This is a genomic window from Nocardioides ochotonae, assembly GCF_011420305.2.
Lineage (GTDB): Bacteria > Actinomycetota > Actinomycetes > Propionibacteriales > Nocardioidaceae > Nocardioides > Nocardioides ochotonae.
This window is the reverse complement of the sequence record NZ_CP061769.1, coordinates 4,122,818-4,144,545: the sequence shown is the minus strand read 5'-3', so window position 1 is coordinate 4,144,545 and position 21,728 is coordinate 4,122,818. Positions and strand designations below refer to the sequence as shown.

The window sequence follows — 21,728 nt, the reverse complement described above, 5'->3', positions numbered from 1 at the left end:
GCCCGCACTCCCTGACCGGCGCCGGTCCCGCATCAGCGGGGTCGGCGCCGGTTGGTGTGTCGGGGGGTGTTGTGGCGGGCTCGGCCGCGGGTTGCACGCAACTGCGCAATTGCGCGGAGAAGTACATGTGCGCAGTCGTCGACGAGGGTGGCCGCGGCGATGCTCTAGCGTGCGGGCGCATGGGTCTCCTGCTGCTGGTGCGCCACGGCCAGGCCTCCTTCGGGGCCGACGACTACGACGTGCTGTCGCCCGCGGGCTGGGAGCAGGGGCGCGCGCTGGGCGCCGACCTGGCCGCGCGCGGGATCGTGCCCACCGCGCTGCTGCGCGGCGACATGCGCCGGCACCGTGAGACGCTCGAGGCGATGCTCGAGGGAGCCGCCGGGGCCCCGGAGTGGGACCCCGCGGGTGCCGAGGTGGATGCCGGCTGGGACGAGTTCGACCACCTCGCCGTGGTCGCGGCGGACCCCGGCGTACCGCATGCGGAGCTTGACCGCCGCGCCTTCCAAGCGGCCTTCGAGCGCGCCACCGCGCGCTGGTGCGCGGGCACCCACGACGCGGAGTACGACGAGTCCTGGCCGGCGTTCCTGGGCCGCGTGCGTGGGTCCCTGGGCCGCGCGACCGCCCGCGCCGGTAGCGGCGAGGTCGTCGTCGCGGTGACCTCCGGCGGCCCGGTCGCCGCCGCCGTGGCGACGCTGGTGGGTGGCGCGGGGGACGGGGACGCGGCGCTGACCGCCCACCTCTGGTCGCGCTTCAACACCGTGGTCGTCAACTCCGGCGTCACCCGGATCGTCGTCGGCTCCACCGGCCCCCGCCTGCTGAGCTTCAACGAGCACCCCCACCTCGCCGGGGACCTGCTTACCTACCGTTGAGTCGAGACTTCTGACGGTCGAGTCGAGACTTCGTGCGGCCGGTCCGGTCCAAACCCTCGACTCGACGGTTCCAACCCTCGACTCAACGGTCCAAACCCTCGATTCAACCGAATCTCTATACGCGGTATGCATATCCGGTATACGGTCGCGGCAACCGAGACAGAAGGTGGTCCGCGATGTCGGTCAAGAACGCCCTGCTGGCCCTGCTGGAGCAGGGGCCGATGTACGGCTACCAGCTCCGCGCCGAGTTCGAACGGCGCACCGGGGCGACCTGGCCGCTCAACGTGGGGCAGGTGTACACGACCCTGACCCGGCTCGAGCGCGACGGCCTGGTGGTCGCCGCCGGCGCGGACGAGGGCGGTCACGTCCACTACGCGCTGACCGAGGCCGGGCACGAGGAGGCCCGCAGCTGGTTCACGACCCCGGTCAGTCGTAGCCAGCCCCCGCGCGACGAGCTCGCGATCAAGCTGGCGCTGGCCGTGACCGTCTCCGGCGTCGACGTCGCCGCGGTGATCCAGCAGCAGCGGGTCGCCACGATGGGCGCGCTGCAGGACTACACCCGGCTCAAGCGCACGGCCCCGGATCAGCAGGACGTCGGCGACCTGGCCTGGAGCCTGGTCCTGGACTCGCTGGTCTTCGCCGCCGAGGCCGAGATTCGGTGGCTGGACCACACCGAGGCCCGGGTGCGCCGCGCGGCGCTCGCCCGCCCGGCCGGTACGCCGCAGCCGGCGCCTGCGTCGCGGCCCGCCAAGCAGGTGCGGCGATGAGCGAGCGACTGGGCTCGGAGGCCGTGATCGCGATGCGTCGCGCCGAGCGCCACTGGCTGGAGCAGGCGCGCGACCGGTTGCGCGAGCCCGCCCAAGCGCCGGGCCGAGCCCCGGCCCCGGCCGGCGAGCGCGACGAGGAGTCCGGCCGATGAGCGTGCTGTCGCTGGAGGGGCTCACCCGCGTGCACGGCAGCGGAATCGCCGAGGTGCACGCGTTGCGCGGCATCAGTCTCGAGGTCGCTCCCGGCGAGTTGGTCGCGGTGATGGGTCCGTCCGGCTCGGGCAAGTCGACCCTGCTCACGCTGGCCGGCGGCCTGGACGAGCCGACCACCGGCACCGTCCGGGTCGAGGGCGTGGAGCTGGCCGGTCTCGGCCCCGCCTCGCGGGCCCGGCTGCGGCGCACCTCGATCGGCTACGTCTTCCAGGACTTCAACCTGATCCCGGCGCTGACCGCCGCCGAGAACGTCGCCCTGCCCCGCGAGCTGGACGGCGTACGCCGCCGGGCGGCGCGGGCCGAGGCGCTCGAGGTGCTGGCGGAGGTCGGCGTCGAGCACCTGGCCGACCGGTTCCCCGACGACATGTCCGGCGGCCAGCAGCAGCGGGTCGCGATCGCCCGCGCGCTGGTCGGCGAGCGGCGTCTGATGCTGGCCGACGAGCCGACCGGCGCCCTCGACAGCGAGGCGGGCGAGGAGATCCTGCGCCTGCTCCGCTCGCGCTGCGACGCGGGCGCCGCCGTGATGATGGTGACCCACGAGGCGCGGCACGCGGCCTGGGCGGACCGGGTGGTGTTCCTGCGCGACGGCGTGATCGTCGACGAGAGCGGCAATGCCTCGGTGGAGGGCCTGCTCGGCCCCAGGCACGTCCAGTGATGCGCGCACGGGCCGGCCGCCTCTCCGGCTGGGCGGGCGGTTGGCGCGTCGCGGTCCGGCTGGCCTGGCGCGAGTCCTGGCGCGCCAAGCGGCGCGCGGTCCTGATGGTCGTGATGATCATGCTGCCGGTCCTCGCGGTCACCGCGACCGCCGTCGTGCTCCGCACCGCCGACGTCTCCACCCGGGAGGGGCTCGATCGCCGGCTGGGAGCCGCGGACGCCCAGATCGTGGTGGAGGACGGGGTCGTCGACGTCGAGCAGGGCGTCGACCCCGACACGAGCGGCGGGTGGGCGACCAGGCCCCGCCGGGACCGCCCCACCCTCGCGCAGGTGCGCGAGGCCCTGGGCCGGGACGTGCCGGCGCTGGAGACGAGGTACTCCGAGGTGCTCGTGGCCACGCGGGACGGCGTCGTCAGCGCCGGCGCGAACGAGCTCGACGCGGCCGACCCGCTCGCGGAGGGACTCTTCGACCTGACCGCCGGTCGCTTCGCACGCTCGATCGACGAGGTCGTGATCACCGAGCCGTTGGCCGAGCGCGGCCTCGCCGTCGGGGACGAGATCGGCGTGCTCGGCCCGGACGGGGTGGAGCGGCGCGCCCTGAGCGTGGTGGGGATCGCCCACGATGCCGCGCGCGGCCCCTGGGAACAGCTCGTCGGCCTGCCCGGCTCCTTGGCGCCCGCCGCGAAGGACGCGGACGACCCGCCCCGGACCAGCACCTGGCTGGTCGGCGGCGGACCGGTCACGTGGCAGGAGGTGCGGACCCTGAACGCCCTGGGCGCCTACGTGCTCTCCCGCGCGGTGGTCGAGGACCCGCCGGCCGAGGCGCTCGCCTTCGCGACGTACGACGACGACGTGGTCCCGACGATCATCGCGCTGGTGGTGGTCATGATCCTGCTCGAGGTCGTGCTGCTGGCCGGGCCGGCGTTCGCGGTCGGGGCGCGGCGTCAGGCACGCACGATCGCCCTGGTCACGGCCGCCGGCGGGACGCCGGCGCAGGCGCGCCGGGTCGTCCTCGGCACCGCGGTCGTGGTCGGCGGGCTCTCTGCCGTCGTCGGGATCGTGGCCGGCCTGGGCCTCGCGGCCGTCACCGTGCCGCTGGTCCAGCGCTGGTCGGGGGAGCGGTTCGGCCCCTTCGACGTGCCGTGGCTGCTGCTGCTCCTCGTTGCTGGATTCGGTGTCGGCGCCGCACTGTTGGCAGCGGCGGCGCCGGCGTGGATCGCCTCCCGGCAGAACGTCGTCGCGGTGCTCGGCGGACGCCGGGGCGAGGGGCCGGCCTCCCTGCGGTTCCCGCTCCTCGGGTTGGTCCTGCTGGGCCTGGGCCTCGCCGGCGCCGCGACCGGCGGCTCGTCCGGCGGAGAGGTCCGGATCGCCGGCGCCACGATCCTGGCCGTGCTCGGCATGGCGCTGCTCGTGCCGGTGGTGGTCATGGCCGTGGCGCGGCTGGGCCGCGCCCTCCCGCTCCCGCTGCGGTACGCCGTGCGCGACGCCGCCCGGCACCGCAGCCGCACGGTCCCCGCCGTCTCCGCCGTGGCCGCGACCGTCTGTGGGGTGGTGGCGCTCGGCATCGCCACGGCCAGCGACGAGGCGGAGAATGCCGCCACCTACACGGCCGCGCTGCGCCACGGTGCGGCAGCAGTCACGGTCACCGACCCCGACACCGGGTACGCCGACCTCACCACGGACTGGGTGGCGGTGCGTGCCGCGGTCGAGCGGCAGCTCCCGGGCGTGGACCTGGACCGGATCGACGGGGTGGTGGACGAGACAGACACGGGACACCTCGAGGTGATGGTCCAGACCTCCGCCGGCAAGGGGGCCCTGGAGTCCTGGGGCGGGGCCCTGGGGGCCGCCACCCTTGTCGGCGACCGGCTGCCCGCGGCCCTGCCCGGTATCTCCGCCGCCGAGCGGGAGCGGGCCGCCCGGGCCCTCGCGGCCGGTGGCGCGGTCGGTTTCGATACCAGGGCGGTGCCCGCCGCGCGCGGCACGGTGAGGGTCGAGCGGACGCCGTACGGTCCGGGCCGCAGGCGCGAGCGTGGACGGGTGCAGGCGCCGGTCGCGGTGGTCCGGGTCGCACCTGACGTCGGGACGATCCGCTCCGTCCTCTCCCCGGAGGTCGCCGAGGAGCTCGGCCTCGACGTCGTGACCGTCGGCCTGACCGTGGCCGGGTCGGTGGACCGGGGGGCCCAGCGCGACCTCGAGGAGGCCCTGGGCACGATCGCGCCGGGCGCCCAGGTGGAGGTCGAGCGGGGTTACGAGCGGCCGGCGTCCGCGACGCTGGTGCAGGTCGGGCTGGGTGTCCTCGGCGCGGTGCTGATGCTGGCCGGCACCCTCACCGCGACCTCGCTCGCGCTGTCCGACGCCCGCGGGGACCTGGCGACCCTGGCCGCGGTCGGTGCCGCGCCGCGGCTGCGGCGCGCGGTCGCGGCGTCGTACGCCCTGGTGGTCGGCCTGGTCGGCTCGGTCCTGGGGGCGGCCGTCGGGTTCGTGCCGGGCTGGGCGGTCACCTATCCACTCACCAGCGCGGGGCGGCCGGAGGGGTCTGACCTGCCGGACCACTTCCTCGACGTGCCGTGGCTGCTGATCGGGGCGATCGTCGTCGGGCTGCCGCTGCTGACCGCCGCCTTGGTCGCTGCCACGACACGGGGTCGGTTGCCGATGGTCGCGCGCATCGACTGAGACAGAAAAAGTCAGGCTTGACTGTTTGTTGATGCCGGGCTCATGCTGGGGGCATGAGCAGCTCGTCGTCCGATCCCGCCGCCGCCCCTGCGCCCGCGCGGGTGCCGCAGGAGGAGCGGACCCGCGCCATGCGGGCCCGGCTGCTCGAGGCGACCGTGGAGTGCCTGGCGGAGCGCGGCTTCAGCCGCACCTCGACCACGCTGGTCTCCGAGCGCGCCGGGGTGAGCCGGGGCGCCCAGCTGCACCACTTCCCGACCAAGAACGCCCTGGTCGTGGCGGCGGTCGAGCACGTGGCCGACGTGCGGGCCCGCGAGCTGGAGGCGGCGGCGGCCCAGCTGCCCACCGGCCCGGAGCGCATCCGCGCGGTGCTCCAGATGCTGGCCGACCACGTGACCTCCCCGGTCTTCACCGCGGCCCTCGAGCTGTGGGTGGCGGCGCGCACCGACGAGACCCTGATGGCCGCCGTCGCCCCGCTGGAGCAGAAGGTCGGGCGCGAGCTGCACCGGCGCACCGTCGAGCTGCTCGGCGCCGACGAGTCGGTGCCGGGGGTGCGCGAGCTCGTGCAGGCCACCCTCGACCTGGTTCGCGGCCTCGGCCTCGCGGACACCCTCACCGACGACGCCCGGCGCCGCGCCGGCGTCCTGGACCGCTGGGCGCTCGTCCTCGACGAGGCCCTCGACGGGAGCGCGTCATGACGCTCCTGGGGGACCTGCTCGCCGACCTCGACGCCGAGGCCGCGGAGCTGCGCTCAGTCGTCGCCGGCCTCGACGCCGACACCTGGGCCACCCCGACCCCCGCGCCGGGCTGGAGCATCGCCACCCAGGTCGCCCACCTCGCCTGGACCGACGAGCGGGCCGCGCTCGCCGCCGCCGCGCGGACCCCCGCCGGCCGCGAGGCCTGGGACGCCGAGGTCGCCCGCGCCCTGACCGACCCCGCGTCGTACGTCGACGACGGCGCCCACGAGCTCGCCCGCCTCGACCCGACGGAGCTGCTGGCCCACTGGGACGCCGCCCGCGCGGCGCTCGGCGAGGCGCTGTGTGCGCACCCGTCGAGCGAGCGGATGCCGTGGTACGGCCCGCCGATGACGCCCGCCTCGATGGCCACCGCCCGGCTGATGGAGACCTGGGCGCACGGCCTCGACGTCCACGACGCGCTCGGCGCCCGCCCGGCGCCGACCGACCGCATCCGCCACGTCGCCCACCTCGGCGTCCGCACCCGCGACCACGCGTTCACCGTCCGCGGGGAGACCCCGCCGGCCGAGCCGTTCCGGGTGCAGCTCGAGGGCCCGTCCGGCGCGATGTGGACCTGGGGCCCGGCCGACGCCGCCCAGCGCGTGAGCGGCCCGGCGTACGACTTCTGCCTGCTCAGCACCCAGCGCGCCCACCGCGACGACACGGCGCTGGTCGCCACCGGGCCCGACGCACAGCGCTGGCTCGAGATCGCCCAGGCCTTCGCCGGCCCGCCCGGCCCCGGTCGCGAGCCGGCCGGCTGCGCCGACGCGAGGAGCCCCCATGGCTGAGGTCCTGCGCGTCGGCAACTGCTCCGGCTTCTACGGCGACCGGCTCTCCGCGATGCGCGAGATGGTCGAGGGCACCGTCGAGGGCCGCCACCTCGACGTCCTCACCGGCGACTACCTCGCCGAGCTCACCATGCTGATCCTCGGCAAGGACCGGCGCCGCGACCCCGCGCTCGGCTACGCCCGCACCTTCGTGCGCCAGCTCGAGGAGAGCCTCGGCGCCGCCCTCGAGCGCGGCGTCCGCATCGTCAGCAACGCCGGCGGCCTCAATCCCGCCGGGCTCGCCGACCGGGTCCGCGAGGTGGCCCGCGGCCTCGGCCTCGACGTCGCGGTCGCGCACGTCGAGGGCGACGACCTGACCGGCGGCCGGTTCGACTCCCTCGGCCCGGAGGGCGCGCTCAGCGCCAACGCCTACCTCGGCGGCTTCGGCATCGCGGCCGCCCTGCGCGGCGGCGCCGACGTGGTCCTCACCGGCCGGGTCACCGACGCCTCGCTGGTCCTCGGCCCCGCGGTCGCCCACCACGGCTGGGCGCCGGACGCGTACGACGAGCTGGCCGGCGCCGTCGTCGCGGGCCACGTGCTGGAGTGCGGCACCCAGGCCACCGGCGGCAACTTCTCCGGCTTCCGCCGGCTCTTCGAGGACGGCCGCGACCCTGCGCTGCCGCTCGGCTTCCCGCTCGCGGAGATCGCCGCGGACGGCAGCAGCGTCATCACCAAGCCCGACGGCACCGGCGGCGGGGTCACCGTCGACACCGTCACCGCCCAGCTGGTCTATGAGATCCAGTCCGCCCGCTACCTCGGCCCCGACGTCACCGCCCGCCTCGACACGGTCCGCCTCGAGCAGGTCGGCCGCGACCGGGTCGCGATCACCGGCACCCGCGGCGACGCGCCACCCGCCGCGCTCAAGGTCGGCGTCAACGAGCTCGGCGGGCACCGCAACAGCGTCGAGTTCGTGCTCACCGGCCTCGACGTCGAGGCCAAGGCCGACTGGGTGCGCGAGCAGCTCACCCCGCGCCTGCGCGCCGCCGAGGTCTCCTGGTCCGGCGCCCGCAGCGCCCAGCCCGGCGCCGACACCGAGGAGGCCGCCTCCACGCTGCTGCGCTGCACGGTGCTCGACCCCGAGCCCGGACCGGTCGGCAAGGAGTTCACCGCGGCCTGCGTCGAGCTCGGCCTGGCCTCCTACCCCGGCTTCAGCCTCACCGCGCCCCCCGGCCCGCCCACGGCGTACGGCGTGCACCGCGCGGCGTACGTCGAACGGGCCGCCGCGGCGCACACCGTCGTGCACGCCGACGGGCGCCGCGAACCGGTGCCGGACCCGCCGTCCTTCGGCCCGGGGGCCGAGGACCCGGAGGTCCGCGACGCCGGGCGCCGGCCCTCGCCGTACCCCGCCCCGGCGGACTCGCTGACCCGCCGGATGCCGCTCGGCACCTTCGTCCACGCCCGCTCGGGCGACAAGGGCGGCGACGCCAACCTCGGTCTCTGGATCGCCCACGACGCACCCGCCTGCCCGGCGGGCCACGCGGAGCGGGTCACCTGGCTGGCCAAGCTCATCAGCCCACGCAAGGTGCGCGAGCTCGTCCCCGAAGCGACCGACCTCGACATCGACGTCTTCGTGCTGCCCAATCTCGGCGCCGTGAACGTGGTCATCCACGGGCTCCTCGGGCGGGGGGTGGCCGCCTCGACGCGGTTCGACCCCCAGGCCAAGGGGCTCGGCGAATGGGTCCGATCGCGCACCGTCCACGTCCAGGAGGACCTCGCATGACCGCCACGACCGACCCCACGACCGACGAGCGCACCCCCGAGGAGGCCGCGGAGGTCCGCGCCGCCCTCAAGGAGACCGCCCAGGAGTTCACCCGCCGGGAGGTCGCCCCGCACCTGCAGCAGTGGGAGGACGACGGGGAGATCCCGCGGGCGCTGCACCGCGCCGCCGCGCGCCAGGGCCTGCTCGGCGTCTCCTTCGCCGAGTCCGTGGGCGGCGAGGGCGGCGACCTGCTCGACACCATCGCGCTGCAGGAGGGGATGTTCGCCGAGGGCGCCTCCAGTGGCCTGATGGCCGGGCTGTTCACCAACGGCATCGCGCTGCCGCACATCGCGGCCCACGGCACGCCGGAGCTCATCGACGCCTACGTGCGCCCGACCCTGGCCGGCGAGCTGATCGGCGCGCTCGCGATCACCGAGCCCGGCGGCGGCTCCGACGTCGGCAACCTGCGCACCACCGCCGTGCGCGACGGCGACCACTACGTAGTCAACGGCGCCAAGACCTTCATCACCAGCGGCGTGCGCGCCGACTTCGTGACGACCGCGGTGCGCACCGGCGGCGCCGGCTCCGGCGGCGTCAGCCTGCTGGTGATCGACAAGGACACCCCCGGCTTCACCGTCGACCGCCGCCTCGACAAGATGGGCTGGCGCTGCTCCGACACCGCCGAGCTGTCCTTCGTCGACGTGCGGGTGCCGGTGGCCAACCTGGTCGGCGAGGAGAACGCCGGCTTCTGGTACATCGCCGAGCAGTTCGTCGTCGAGCGGATGGCGCTCGCGGTGCACGGCTACGGCATCGCCGGGCGCGCGCTGGCCCTGGCCAAGGAGTACGCCGGCCAGCGCGAGACCTTCGGCGAGCCGCTGATCAAGCGCCAGGCGGTGCGCCACAAGCTCGTCGAGATGCACCGCCAGGTCGAGGTCGCCCGCGCCTACACCTACGAGGTCGCGCGCCGCCACGCCGCCGGCGAGATGGTGATCGCCGAGGCCTGCCTGGCCAAGCAGACCGCGTGCGAGACCGCGGCGTACGTCTGCGACCAGGCGGTGCAGCTCTTCGGCGGCGCCGGCTACATGCACGGCACCGAGGTCGAGCGGCACTACCGCGACGCGCGGCTGCTGCCGATCGGCGGCGGCGCCACCGAGGTGCTCACCGACCTCGCCGCCAAGCTGCTGGGCTACTCCTGATGACCGGGGCGCGGGCGGCGATGCAGGAGCGGGTCGCCGAGCTCGACGCCGCCCACGCCCAGGCGGTCGCCGGCGGCGGGGAGAAGTACGTCGCGCGCCACCACGCCCGCGGCCGGCTGCTGCCGCGCGAGCGCATCGAGCTGCTCCTCGACGAGGGCTCGGCGTTCCTCGAGCTCAGCCCGCTGGCGGGCTGGGGGTCCGACTTCGCCGTCGGCGCCAGCGTCGTCACCGGCATCGGGGTGGTCGAGGGCGTGCAGTGCCTCATCACCGCCCACGACCCCACGGTGCGCGGCGGCGCCTCGAACCCCTGGACGCTGCGCAAGATCTTCCGCGCCAACCAGATCGCTGCGGAGAACGACCTCCCGCTCATCTCCCTGGTCGAGTCCGCGGGCGCCGACCTGCCGACCCAGAAGGAGATCTTCATCCCCGGCGGCCGGCTCTTCCGCGACCTGACCCGGGCCAGCGCCCGGCGCCAGCCCACGATCGCGGTCGTCTTCGGCTCCTCCACCGCCGGCGGCGCCTACGTGCCGGGGCTCTCCGACCACACCGTGATGGTCAAGGGGGCCGCGCAGGTGTTCCTGGCCGGCCCGCCGCTGGTCAAGATGGCCACCGGCGAGGACGCCGACGAGGAGGCCCTCGGCGGCGCGGAGATGCACGCCCGGGTCTCCGGGCTCGCCGACCACCTCGCCGAGGACGAGCACGACGCGATCCGCATCGCGCGCCGGATCGTGGCCCGGCTGGGCCGTGAGCACTGCGCCGCGCCCGAGCCGGCGACCAGCACCGAGTACGCCGAGCCCGAGGTGGACCCCGAGACCCTCCTCGACGTGGTCCCGGTCGACCTGCGCGAGCCGTTCGACCCGCGCGAGGTGGTCCGCCGCGTCGTCGACGGCCCCGGGCCGGGCAACGAGGTCGCCTTCGACGAGTTCAAGGCGCTCTACGGCACCTCGCTGGTGACCGGCTGGGCGCGCCTGCACGGCCACCCGATCGGGATCCTGGCCAACGCCCAGGGCGTGCTGTTCAGCGAGGAGGCCCAGAAGGCCACCCAGTTCATCCAGCTCGCCAACTCCTCGCGGACCCCGCTGCTCTTCCTGCACAACACCACCGGCTTCATGGTCGGCGAGCGCTACGAGCAGGGCGGCATCATCAAGCACGGCTCGGCGATGATCAACGCGGTCGCCAACAGCACCGTCCCGCACCTCTCGGTGCTCGTCGGGGCCTCCTACGGCGCCGGCAACTACGGCATGAACGGGCGCGCCTTCGACCCCCGCTTCCTCTTCTCCTGGCCCAGCGCGAAGTCGGCGGTGATGGGGCCCGCCCAGCTGGCCGGCGTGCTGTCGATCGTCGCCCGGGCCGGCGCCGAGGCCCGCGGCCAGGACTACGACGAGGCCGCCGACGCCGCGATGCGCGCGATGGTGGAGCAGCAGATCGAGGAGCAGAGCCTGCCGTTCGTGCTCTCCGGGATGGTCTACGACGACGGCGTCATCGACCCCCGCGACACCCGCACCGTGCTCGGCATCTGCCTCTCGGTGATCGCCCTGGCCCCCGACCCCGACGCCGGCTCCTTCGGCGTCTTCCGGATGTGAGGGCTCGATGATCACCCGCCTGCTCGTGGCCAACCGCGCCGAGATCGCCGCGCGGGTGTTCCGCACCTGCCGCCGCCTCGGCATCGAGACCGTCGCCGTGCACTCCGACGCCGACGCGTCGCTGCCCTACGTCGCCGAGGCCGACCACGCGGTCCGGCTGCCCGGCACCAGCGCCGCCGACACCTACCTGCGCGCCGACCTGATCATCGACGCCGCCCGGCACGCGGGCGCCGACGCCGTGCACCCCGGCTACGGCTTCCTCTCCGAGAACGCCGACTTCGCGCGCGCCGTGCTGGCGGCCGGGCTGACCTGGGTCGGCCCGGCCCCGGAGTCGATCGAGCAGATGGGCGCCAAGGTCCGCGCCAAGCAGGTCGTCCGGGCCGCCGGCGTACCCGTGCTGGAGGCGCCGGAGCTGCCCACCGCCGCGGACCTGCCGCTGCTCGTCAAGGCCTCCGCGGGCGGCGGCGGGCGCGGCATGCGGGTGGTCCGCGACCTCGATGACCTGCCCGCCGAGCTGGAGCGGGCGCGGGCCGAGGCGGCCGCGGCGTTCGGCGACGGCACCGTCTTCGTCGAGCCGTACGTCGAGCGCGGCCGGCACGTCGAGGTCCAGGTCGTCGGCGACACCCACGGGCGGGTCGCGGTGCTCGGCACGCGCGACTGCTCGGTGCAGCGCCGCCACCAGAAGATCGTGGAGGAGGCGCCCGCGCCCGGCCTGTCCGCCGTGGTGGAGCGGGGCGTGCTGGAGGCCGCGCGCCGGGCCGCGGAGGCGATCGGCTACGTCGGCGCCGGGACCGTGGAGCTGCTCCTCGACCCGGGGACCGGCCGGTTCTGGTTCCTGGAGATGAACACGCGTCTCCAGGTCGAGCACCCGGTCACCGAGGAGGTGCTGGGCCTGGACCTGGTGCAGCTCCAGCTCGAGGTCGCGGAGGGGCGCGCGCTCGGTGCCGGGGCCACCGACACCGTCGGCGGGGAGCCGTGGGCCGACGGACACGCGATCGAGGTGCGCCTCTATGCCGAGGACCCCGCGCGCGGCCACCAGCCGCAGAGCGGGGTGCTGACCGCCTTCGAGGTGCCCGCCGAGCCGGGCATCCGGGTCGAGGCCGGGTTCGCCGCGGGCGATGCGGTCACCACCCACTACGACGCGATGCTGGCCAAGGTGGTCGCCCACGCCCCGACCCGCGAGCAGGCCGCCCGGCTGCTCGCCGGGGTGCTGCGCCGCGCCCGCCTGCACGGCGTGGTCACCAACCGCGAGCAGCTGGTCGCCGTGCTCACCTCACCGGCGTTCCTCGCCGGCGAGCTGAGCACCGGCTTCCTCGGGGACCACCTCGCCGAGCCCGCCGACCCCGCTTGCGTCGCCGTTGACCCCGGCGCCCCGGTCGCCGCCGCGCTGGCCCTCGCCGAGCGGGCCGCCGCCGCGCGGACCGTGCAGCGCGGCATCCCGGTCGCCTGGCGCAACGTCGTCTCCGCCCCGCAGCGCACCACCTTCCGCCGCGGCGAGGAGGAGGTCGCGGTCGCCTGGTGGGGCGGGCGCACCGGCTACACCGTCGAGGCAGCCGAGCCGGGCGCCGCGCTCACCGTCGTGGCCGCCGGCCCGACCCGGGTCACCCTCGAGCGCGCCGGCGTACGCACGTCGTACGACGTCGCGGTGAGCGGTCCGCGCGACCACGAGGTCGTCGAGGTCGACGCCCCGACCGGCCACGTGCGCCTGGAGCGGGTGCCCCGCCTGCCCGACCCGGCCGAGGCCGGGGGAGCCGCCGCGCGCGGCGCCCTGCTCGCCCCGATGCCGGGCAGCGTCGTCAGCGTCTCCGCCGAGGTGGGGGCCACGGTCCGCGCCGGGCAGCCGCTGCTGGTGCTCGAGGCGATGAAGATGCAGCACACCGTGAGCGCACCCACCGACGGGGTGCTCACCGTCCTCGATGTCGAGCCGGGCGCGCAGGTCGCGGCCGGCGCCGTCCTCGCGGTGGTCGAGGCCCGCACCGATACCCCTGATGAAGGAGAGCACCGATGACCACCTTCTCCGAGACCGAGGAGCGCCAGGAGCTGCGCCGCCAGGTCGCCAAGCTGGCCGGCACCTACGGCCGTGACTGGTTCGCCCGCAAGGCCCGCGCGGGCGAGAAGAGCACCGAGCTGTGGCTCGACATCGGCCGCAACGGCTACCTCGGCATCAACATCCCCGAGGAGTACGGCGGCGGGGGCGGCGGCATCGGCGACATCGCCGCGGTCTGTGAGGAGCTGGCCGCCCAGGGCTGCCCGCTGCTGCTGATGGTGGTCAGCCCGGCGATCTGCGGCACCGTGATCACCCGCTTCGGCACCGAGGAGCAGAAGCGCCGCTGGCTGCCCGGCATCGCCGACGGCACCTCCACGATGGCCTTCGCGATCACCGAGCCCGACGCCGGGTCCAACTCCCACCGGATCACCACCACCGCCCGCCGCGACGGCGAGGACTGGCTGCTCAGCGGCAACAAGGTCTACATCTCCGGCGTCGACGAGGCCGAGCACGTGCTGGTCGTGGCCCGCACCGAGGACTCGCGCACCGGCAACCTCAAGCCGTGCCTGTTCGTGGTCCCCACCGACGCGCCGGGCTTCGAGGCCCAGGAGATCGCGATGGAGATCGTCAGCCCGGAGAAGCAGTTCACCGTCTTCCTCGACGACGTGCGGCTGCCCGCCGACGCCCTGGTCGGCGACGAGGACGCCGGGATCTTCCAGCTCTTCGCCGGTCTCAACCCCGAGCGGATCATGGCGGCGTCGTTCGCCACCGGCCTGGCCCGCTACGCGCTCGACAAGGCCACGACGTACGCCCGCGAGCGCACGGTGTGGAAGACCCCGATCGGCGCCCACCAGGGCGTCGCGCACCCGCTCGCCGAGGCGCACATCGAGGTCGAGCTGGCCCGGCTGATGACGCAGAAGGCGGCCGCGCTGTGCGACGCCGGCGACGACGCGGGCGCCGGCGAGGCCGCCAACATGGCCAAGTACGCCGCCGGCGAGGCCTGCGTGAAGGCCGTCGACTCCGCGGTGCAGGTCCACGGCGGCAACGGCGCCACCCAGGAGTACGGCGTCGCCGGCCTGCTGGTCGCCTCCCGGGTCACCCGGATCGCCCCGGTGAGCCGCGAGATGATCCTCAACTACGTCGCCCAGCACTCCCTGGGGCTGCCCAAGTCGTACTGACCGGGGTGCGGATAGTCCGCCACACAGGGGTCGTGAATCGCGCCGATGACGACCCTGGTGTGGCGGACTATCGCGCCGGCGAGGGCAGGTGACCGCGCAGGTGACCGCGATGGTGGCCGCGCTGCTGGCATGACGCCGGTAGCGTGAGGACCGTGGGACGAGTGAGCGAGGGAGTGGACCGCACCCAGCAGCGGGTCCCGGTGCTCGGCTTCCCGCTCGCGGTGATCTACAAGTACTCCGACGACCAGGGCAACTACCTGGCCGCGATCATCACCTACTACGCCTTCATCGCGATCTTCCCGCTGCTCCTGCTCGCCACCTCGATCCTCGGCTTCGTGCTCCAGGGCGACCTGGCGCTGCAGGAAAAGGTGCTCGACTCCGCGCTCGGGCAGTTCCCGATCATCGGCGACCAGCTCGGCCGCCCCGGCGGGATCAAGGGCTCCACCGGCGGTGTCGTCGTCGGCGTCTGCGTCGCGCTGTACGGCGCGCTCGGGCTGGGCACCGCCGTGCAGAACGCGCTCAACGTCGCCTGGGCGGTGCCGCGCAACAAGCGCCCCAACCCGATCCTGCTGCGGTTGCGCAGTATCGGGCTGATCTTCACTGTCGGGTTCGCGCTGCTCGCGCTCTCGCTGGGCTCCGCGCTCAGCCAGGCCACCGTGTTCGGCGAGCGGGTGGCGTCGTACCGCTGGCCGATCGTGGTGGTCACGGTGCTGGCGACGACCCTCGTGCTCGCGGTCGTGATGCGGATGGGGCTGGCCCGCTCGCACCCGCTGTGGGGCTCGGTGCCCGGGGCGTTCGTGATCGCGGTCCTGTGGCAGACCCTGCAGTACTTCGGCACGCTCTACGTCACCAACGTCCTGGCCGAGACCAGCGACATGAACAAGACCTTCGCCCTGGTCCTCGGTCTGATCGGGGTGCTGTGGATGGCCGCGGCGATGGCGGTGATCGGCATCGAGGTCAATGTGGTGGCGGTGCGGAAGCTGTGGCCGCGGGCGCTGCTGACCGCGTTCACCGACCGGGTCCGGCTCACCGACGCCGACCGGCGCGCCTACGCCAGCTATGTCCGCTCCCAGCGGCACAAGAGCTTCGAGCGGGTGCGGGTCAGCTGGGGCCCGTCGCCGCTGGACCTCCCCGACGAGCCGGACGCCGAGGACGAGCCGACGCTGCCCCTGGAGTTCTCGGGCTATGAGGACGTGGACGCCGGGCACAGCGAGCGCGAGCTGGACCGGATGGGCCGGCTGCCGGGTGACGAGCCCGAGGTCGAGGTCGACCGGCTGTCGGGCGACGTGCCCGACGAGGTGCCCGGCGAGCTCCCGCGGGAGCCCCGGCGCTGAGCCTCAGCCGCGCAGGCGGGTGCGCAGGGTGTCCAGCACCTGCGGCTCGAGGCCGAGGCCGTCGAGCAGGTAGCGCTCGCGGGTCCCGTAGCGCGCCTCCACCGCGGCGTACGCCGTGTGCAGGTAGTCGGCGTCGGCGAGCAGCACCGGCTCGAAGATCGCCGCGCCCTCCGGGCCGCTGGTCTCGGCGATCAGGCGCAGGGTGGCCGCGCGGCTCGCGGCGGCGCGGGTGTTGGTGAGCAGGTAGTCGGCCAGCACCACCGTGTCCGCCACACCTGCGACGTGGAGCAGCAGCGCGGCGGTCCAGCCGGTGCGGTCCTTGCCGGCGGTGCAGTGGAAGAGGTGGACGCCCTCCTCCGCCAGCGAGGTCAGCAGGGTGCCGAGCGCGGCGCGGGTCGCCGGCTCCTCCACGAAGCCGCGGTAGACCCGCTCCATCAGCGCCACACCGGCCTCCGCGTCGGGGAGCCCGGTGATCTCCTCCAACGGGATGCCGAGGACGTCGACGTGGTGGCGGGTCGCCCCGGGCACGTCCACGCCCGGACGGTGCTCGATCTCCGCACCCGTGCGCAGGTCGTGGATCGCGCTCACCCCGAGCGCCGCGATCGATGCGGCGTCCTCATCGGTCAGCCGCAGCTCGTTGGAGCGGTAGAAGACCCCGGTACGAAGCGGCGTCCCGTCCCCTGCCCGGTGCCCCGGCCCCGCCACGTCGCGGAAGTTGTCCGCCGACGCCAGTCGGACCAGGTCCTCCGCTTCGCTCATGGGCGCAGGATAGAGGCCGCCTCGTTGGGCGACTGGTGTTCCCCGTTGGTTGAGCTTGTCGAGACCGCGGTGGAGAAACCTCTTGTCGTCGAACGTGCGTTCGAGTAGGATGAGGCATGGCCGACCCCGAGCTCCCCGACTGCGACTCCCCAGCCGCCGTGCTGGCGTTCGCGCAGGCCCGTCGGGCGGCGGCCCAGCGGGCGGAGATCGATGTCCTGGAGGCGGCTCTGGTGTGGGCGTCGATGCACCCCGAAGAGTCGGTCGCCGATCAGATCCCGACGACCGGTCTGGTGTTCGGCGAGCTGGCCGTCCCGCTGGCTGGTGAAGGTACCCCGCTGGTGGCGGAGTTCGCGCCGATGGAGTTCGGTGCCGCACTGGGCCTGTCCACCGACTCCGCCCGCTCGCTGGTGGGTGACGCGCTGGAGCTGGCCCACCGGTTGAAGCGGACCTGGAAGCTGGTCCGCGCCGGCAAAGTGCCGCTGTGGAAGGCTCGGCGACTCGCGCAGCTCACCACCACCCTGCCGCTGGACGGTGCGGACTTCGTGGACCGCCAGCTCGCCGGCTTCGTCGGGAAGATCAGCTGGGCCGCGATCGAGCGGGTCGTCGACCAGGCCCGCGTCGCCTTCGACCCGGAGGGTGCGGAGAAGGAACGCCTCGCTGCCGCCGACGGCCGCCGCTTCGACGTCCACACGCGCGAAGCCACCCACGACGGCACCGTCCACGTCGAGGGTGTCCTCGACCTGGCCGACGCGATCGACCTGGACGCCGCGATCCGCCAGGGCGCGGAGGAGCTGGCCGCGCTCGGGTCCGCCGAGGCGTTGGACGTGCGCCGCTCGATGGCCGCCGGTGAGCTCGCCCGCCGCCAGCTCGCGTTCGACCTGCGCACCGAAGCCGGTGACGGCGCCGCGTCGGTGGTGAAGCCGCGCCAGGTCGTCATCCACGTCCATCTGTCCCACGCCGCGATCAGCCGCGACGAGGCCGGGGTCGCGCACGTCGAGGAGACCCGGTCCATCGTGTCGACCGAGCAGGTCCGCGACTGGTGCGCCAACCCTCAGACGCAGGTGACGATCAAGCCGGTCATCGACCTCGAGGCCCACCACCACACCGACGCCTACGCGGTCCCCGATCGGGTCGCCGAGCAGACCCGTCTTGCCCAACCGGTATGCGCGTTCCCCTGGTGCGAACGCCCGGCCCGCAGGTGCGACGCCGACCACGTCACCGCCCATGACGACGGCGGCCCGACCTGCTCCTGCAATCTGGCTCCGTTGTGCCGGCGCCACCATCGGGCCAAGACCCACACGGCGTGGACCTACGACAAGACCGATGCCGCGACGTACCTCTGGCGATCGCCACACGGGTTGCACCTGATGAAGGACCGCGGCACCACCCGGCTCGTCACCGCGCACCCGCCGGACGAGTAGATCGACCGCCCCGGACCCCGCCAGCACCCAGTCGGCGGGGCCACACCCCTGCGTTGGTCTCGACCAGCTCGACCAATGGCGCGCGCTCCCGCCCGCACGCCGACGGGGCCGGCAGCACCCTGAGGTGCTGCCGGCCCCGCCGGTCGATCTGTCCTGCCGTTTCGTCCGGCGTCAGCGCACCACGCGCACCACCGTGCGGGCGTTGGACGCCTTGACCAACGTGTTGCCGGCGTAGCGGACCACGAGGGTCTTCTGGCCGGGGTTGCCGAGCCGTGCCAGCGTCAGCACCACTCGACCCTTCGCGTTGGTGGTTCCGCGGGCCACGACCTTGCCGTTGGAGCGGACCACGACCTTGCCGGTCACGGTCGCGGAGGCGGTGACCTTGACCGTCAGGCGGGCCCGGGTCGTCGGGGTGATCCGCGCCGGGGTCACCTTCTGCACCTTCGTGCTCGAGGCGACCTTCACGACGGCCGCGGGGGTCACCCGCACCGTGACCGGCGCCGAGGTGGCGGCGGCGGTCAGGTCGTCACCGGCGTACGTCGCGGTGACCGACACCGATCCGGCGGTGGGGAACGGCCCGACCGGGCCGCTGGCCGTGCCGTCGGCGCCCAGGGTGAGGGTGCCGATGGTCTCGGCGCCCGCCTTGAGCGTCACCGTGCCGGACGGGGCGAGGTCGAAGTCGTTGGTCGCCGTCACCGAGACGGTGGCCGTGGACTTCTGGCCCTGCTTGACCGTGGTGGGCGCCATCGACAGCTCGACGCTCGCGTCGGCCTGCGCCGGCTCCCACTCCGGGTCCGCGATCCACTTGCGGTAGCGCTGGTCGGAGGCGTCGGCCGGGTCGTAGTCCGACTCGATGTTGCCGGCCGAGTCCACGGCGTACCAGTAGATCGGCGTGCCGACCGGGACGCGGACCCGCTCGCCGCCCTCGCGGGCGCCGCCGGACTCCCACCGGGTGGCGTTGGCCTCCGTGGGCGCCGAGCCGTCGGTCGTGTAGTAGATCTCCGCCGCCTCGTCGGTCTCGAAGACGAACTCGACCTGGGTCGGGTCCGAGGTCTCGACGAACTGCAGCGTCGAGGTCGGGCCGGTCACGTCGAGGTCCTGGTCGCGGGCGACCCGGAGCAGCTCGACGATGCCGTTGGCGTACTCCATCGTCTCGTCGTGGGCGCCGGGGCCGGTGGGCGTGAGTGCCTCGAACGGGGGCTGGAAGGTCCGGCCCACCTCGAAGCTCCAGCCGTACAGGCCGTACTTGTACCAGCCGAGGTCGCCGGAGTTGCCGGCCGCGGAGTACAGCACGTCGACGATCGGCCCGGTGCGGGCCGGGGTGACGCTCATGCCGCGGTGCCGCTTGATCGCGGTCAGGATCCGGTTCGAGGCCTGCCAGAAGTAGGCCTCCTCGCCGACGGTCGGCCGCGGGGAGGTGACGCGCCCCTCGGCCTTGTACGCCCCGGGGGCCCACATGAAGTAGTCGCCCGAGGAGTGCATGTTCATCGAGTACCGCATGTTCGGCCGCGCCATCATCCAGTCGACGTTCTGGGCCTCGGGCTCGGAGAGCTCCGCGGGACCGGCGAAGGTGCCGCTGGTGCAGTCGGTGGTCGAGGCACCGGAGTAGCCGTCGAAGGCGCTGTACTCGGTGTAGTTGCGGTTCAGGTCCACGCCCCAGTTGTTGCGGCCGGTGGCGTCGTAGTTGCCGCCCTCGGCGCAGTACCGCGTCAGGTTCTTGCGCTGCGAGGCGAAGTCGAAGAAGGAGTAGTGGCCTCCGTCGGGGTTGATGGACGGTGCGATCCAGATCTCCAGGTTGTCGACCAGGTCCTTCGTCGGGGCGTGCGTGGCGTAGTTGCGCAGCAGCCGCTCGGCGACCTCGACCGTGACCAGGGGCGGCACCCACTCGCGGGCGTGCTCCTGGGCGTAGGCCAGGACCCCGGGCTTCGAGCCGTCCCGGGTCTTGCCGATCTTCAGCGCGTAGACCGGGTGCGGGTCACGAGAGACCCAGGCCGGGGCGTTGAGGTTGTCGCTCAGCTCGATCACCGGGGTCGCCCGGACGACGCCGGTGCCGGCCTCGGCGCGGTACGGGTAGGCGTCGACCAGGGTCGAGGCCTCGGGGTCGGCCGCGATCGCGTTGACCACGTCGATGGCGGTGGTGGTGATCGCGCCGCTCGCGTCGGTGGCCACGCTGATGGTGACCCGGTTGTCGCTCACGGTGACGTCGAGGGCCGCGTCGGGCGTGCCCGGGTCGACGATCTGCGCGCTGAGGGCGTTGCCGCCCTCGTGGCCCCAGGCGAGGGACTCGATGCCGACCCGCGAGGCGTTCGGCACGACCTCGGCCGGGACCAGCTGGCCGGTCACGGCGTTGCCGCCGTTGCGGATGCGGGTCGCGTCCATCAGCGAGATGCCGACGGTCGGCAGGGTCAGGGTCTCGCCGCTCGTCGGGGTCGCGCTGCCGCTCGGGGCGGACGCCAGGCCGGTGGTGGCGTTGACCAGTGCGACGGCGACCGCGCCGGCGTTCTGGGCGTTGAGGACCTTGTCGGCCAGCGAGCACTCACCGCGGTCGATGACCGCGATCGCGCCGGCGGGCAGGCCGGTGATCGGTCCACAGCCCATGCTCGGCGTGGCCGCCGGCCAGGCCGCGTTCGCCGCCGACGTCACCCGACGCAGTACGACGGGCGCTGCCGTGGTCTCCGCGGTGGGCAGCAGCGCCGCCCAGGCGCCGCTCGACGCCACGGCGTACGGGATCTGGACCTGGCGCCCGTCGATCGTCGCGGTGATCTTGTTGGTGTCCTCAAGCATGGCCTGCGCCTTGCGGCGGTAGCCCGCCGAGCGGTTCGGGAGCTCGACGACCTCGGCGATGTCGGGGAAGTCCTTCGCGAGCTGCTGGATGCGGGCGTAGAGCTCGGTGGGCACGAGGTACTTCGACATGTAGTCCTGCTGGTAGCCCGGCCCCTTGAACGGGTCCTTCTCCGAGCCGGTCCGCAGCCAGTCGTTGACCTTCACGATCGTCACGTCGCCGCTGGGGCTGGTGATCTGGATCCGGTCGGGGCGCACCGCTTCGCCGCGCACGTCGACGTGCACCGGCGCGGCGCCGAGGTGGTACATGTACACGCCCGCGTCGACGAAGCGGGTGATCGTCTGGGTGCCGCCGGAGCCCATCGGGGTGCCGGGGCCGCTGTCGCGCTGGACGGTCAGGGGGGTGTTCTGCTCCTGGCCGAAGTCCCACTTGGCCTCGACGGAGAGGGTGCCGACGCCGAAGGCGGTGTAGTAGTCGGCGCGGATGATCTCGATGTCGGAGGCGTCGGGCGGGGTGGAGCCCGGGAGCGCGCGCTCGCGGACGCTCTTGGTCTTGACGCCGGGGCGGTTCTCTGCCTTGGTGGCGGCGATGGCCTCCTGCCGCTCGGCGAACGCCCGGGCGGAGTCGGCCTGTGAGAACAGCACCTCGCCGAACGTGTAGCCGGCGCGGGTGAGCGCCTCGATCTCGCTGTCGGTGACGACCGCGCGGACCGTCAGCCCGTCGTCGGTCTGCTCGACGCCGTGCTCGAGGTCGACGCCGGTCGCGACCAGGCGGTCCATCTCGGCGGTGTCGGCGAGCAGCACCTCCACGACCATGGCCTCCTCCTCGGCCTGGCGTTCCAGGACGAGGTCGGGGGTTCCTGGTGCGGCGGTGACGGTGGGGCTCTCGGCGATGGCCAACATGGACGTGACCAGCGCGGCCGAGAAGATCAGCGCGGGTCCGCGCGCCTTCCAGCGGCGCCGTCGGGTGGGTAGGGACATGCCACTCCTTCACGAAGGGACGCGTCGCGTACGCCGCAGAGGCCCGGTCGACGGGCATCGGTGAGGGAGACGAGG

At 74.1% G+C, this 21,728-nt stretch carries 16 protein-coding genes; 14 read left to right on the top strand and 2 right to left on the bottom strand.

What is annotated here, in order from left to right; genetic code table 11:
• Positions 1 to 179 precede the first annotated feature (179 nt).
• From HBO46_RS19895 to HBO46_RS19835, 13 genes are all read left to right on the top strand, one after another.
• Complete coding sequence (locus HBO46_RS19895) at positions 180 to 869, top strand: histidine phosphatase family protein (RefSeq protein ID WP_166134900.1); 690 nt, start codon at positions 180 to 182, stop codon at positions 867 to 869.
• Positions 870 to 1,045: 176 nt separating this feature from the next.
• Positions 1,046 to 1,636, top strand: a complete 591-nt coding sequence (locus HBO46_RS19890; RefSeq protein WP_166134898.1) for a PadR family transcriptional regulator — start codon at positions 1,046 to 1,048, stop codon at positions 1,634 to 1,636.
• A complete protein-coding gene (locus HBO46_RS19885; protein WP_153325434.1) occupies positions 1,633 to 1,788 on the top strand; it encodes a hypothetical protein in 156 nt (51 codons plus the stop codon). The genes HBO46_RS19890 and HBO46_RS19885 overlap by 4 nt, the downstream gene beginning before the upstream one ends.
• Positions 1,785 to 2,504, top strand: coding sequence for an ABC transporter ATP-binding protein (locus HBO46_RS19880; protein WP_166134895.1), 720 nt, complete (start codon positions 1,785 to 1,787; stop codon positions 2,502 to 2,504). Before HBO46_RS19885 ends, HBO46_RS19880 begins: the two co-directional genes overlap by 4 nt.
• A complete protein-coding gene (locus HBO46_RS19875) occupies positions 2,504 to 5,176 on the top strand; it encodes an FtsX-like permease family protein (protein WP_166134892.1) in 2,673 nt (890 codons plus the stop codon). The genes HBO46_RS19880 and HBO46_RS19875 overlap by 1 nt, the downstream gene beginning before the upstream one ends.
• A gap of 53 nt (positions 5,177 to 5,229) precedes the next feature.
• Entirely contained in the window at positions 5,230 to 5,871 is a 642-nt protein-coding gene (locus tag HBO46_RS19870) for a TetR/AcrR family transcriptional regulator (RefSeq protein WP_224769267.1), read from the top strand.
• Positions 5,868 to 6,695 carry a TIGR03084 family metal-binding protein gene (locus tag HBO46_RS19865; protein ID WP_166134889.1) on the top strand — a complete coding sequence of 276 codons (828 nt, stop codon included), beginning with the start codon at positions 5,868 to 5,870 and terminating at the stop codon, positions 6,693 to 6,695. The genes HBO46_RS19870 and HBO46_RS19865 overlap by 4 nt, the downstream gene beginning before the upstream one ends.
• Positions 6,688 to 8,454: an acyclic terpene utilization AtuA family protein gene (locus HBO46_RS19860; protein WP_166134886.1), complete on the top strand. Its 1,767-nt coding sequence runs from the start codon at positions 6,688 to 6,690 to the stop codon at positions 8,452 to 8,454. Before HBO46_RS19865 ends, HBO46_RS19860 begins: the two co-directional genes overlap by 8 nt.
• A complete protein-coding gene (locus HBO46_RS19855) occupies positions 8,451 to 9,629 on the top strand; it encodes an acyl-CoA dehydrogenase family protein (RefSeq protein ID WP_166134883.1) in 1,179 nt (392 codons plus the stop codon). The genes HBO46_RS19860 and HBO46_RS19855 overlap by 4 nt, the downstream gene beginning before the upstream one ends.
• Positions 9,629 to 11,212 (top strand): acyl-CoA carboxylase subunit beta, encoded by a 1,584-nt coding sequence (locus HBO46_RS19850; protein WP_166134880.1) that lies wholly within the window; start codon positions 9,629 to 9,631, stop codon positions 11,210 to 11,212. The genes HBO46_RS19855 and HBO46_RS19850 overlap by 1 nt, the downstream gene beginning before the upstream one ends.
• Positions 11,213 to 11,219: 7 nt before the next feature.
• On the top strand, positions 11,220 to 13,220 hold the full coding sequence (locus tag HBO46_RS19845; protein ID WP_166134877.1) for an ATP-binding protein: 2,001 nt from the start codon (positions 11,220 to 11,222) through the stop codon (positions 13,218 to 13,220).
• Positions 13,217 to 14,377 (top strand): acyl-CoA dehydrogenase family protein, encoded by a 1,161-nt coding sequence (locus HBO46_RS19840; RefSeq protein ID WP_166134874.1) that lies wholly within the window; start codon positions 13,217 to 13,219, stop codon positions 14,375 to 14,377. Before HBO46_RS19845 ends, HBO46_RS19840 begins: the two co-directional genes overlap by 4 nt.
• A 161-nt stretch (positions 14,378 to 14,538) precedes the next feature.
• Complete coding sequence (locus tag HBO46_RS19835) at positions 14,539 to 15,711, top strand: YihY/virulence factor BrkB family protein (protein WP_224769266.1); 1,173 nt, start codon at positions 14,539 to 14,541, stop codon at positions 15,709 to 15,711.
• 3 nt (positions 15,712 to 15,714) lie between these two features.
• Here the strand turns inward: HBO46_RS19835 and HBO46_RS19830 are convergent, their stop codons facing one another.
• Positions 15,715 to 16,470: a tyrosine-protein phosphatase gene (locus tag HBO46_RS19830; protein ID WP_166134871.1), complete on the bottom strand. Its 756-nt coding sequence runs from the start codon at positions 16,468 to 16,470 to the stop codon at positions 15,715 to 15,717.
• Positions 16,471 to 16,586: 116 nt separating this feature from the next.
• Between HBO46_RS19830 and HBO46_RS19825 the strand changes: the two genes are divergently transcribed.
• A complete protein-coding gene (locus tag HBO46_RS19825; RefSeq protein WP_166134866.1) occupies positions 16,587 to 17,891 on the top strand; it encodes an HNH endonuclease signature motif containing protein in 1,305 nt (434 codons plus the stop codon).
• 171 nt (positions 17,892 to 18,062) lie between these two features.
• On the opposite strand, the gene HBO46_RS20825 is transcribed toward HBO46_RS19825, so the two are convergent.
• Positions 18,063 to 21,653: a M14 family zinc carboxypeptidase gene (locus tag HBO46_RS20825; protein WP_317983886.1), complete on the bottom strand. Its 3,591-nt coding sequence runs from the start codon at positions 21,651 to 21,653 to the stop codon at positions 18,063 to 18,065.
• Positions 21,654 to 21,728 lie beyond the last annotated feature (75 nt).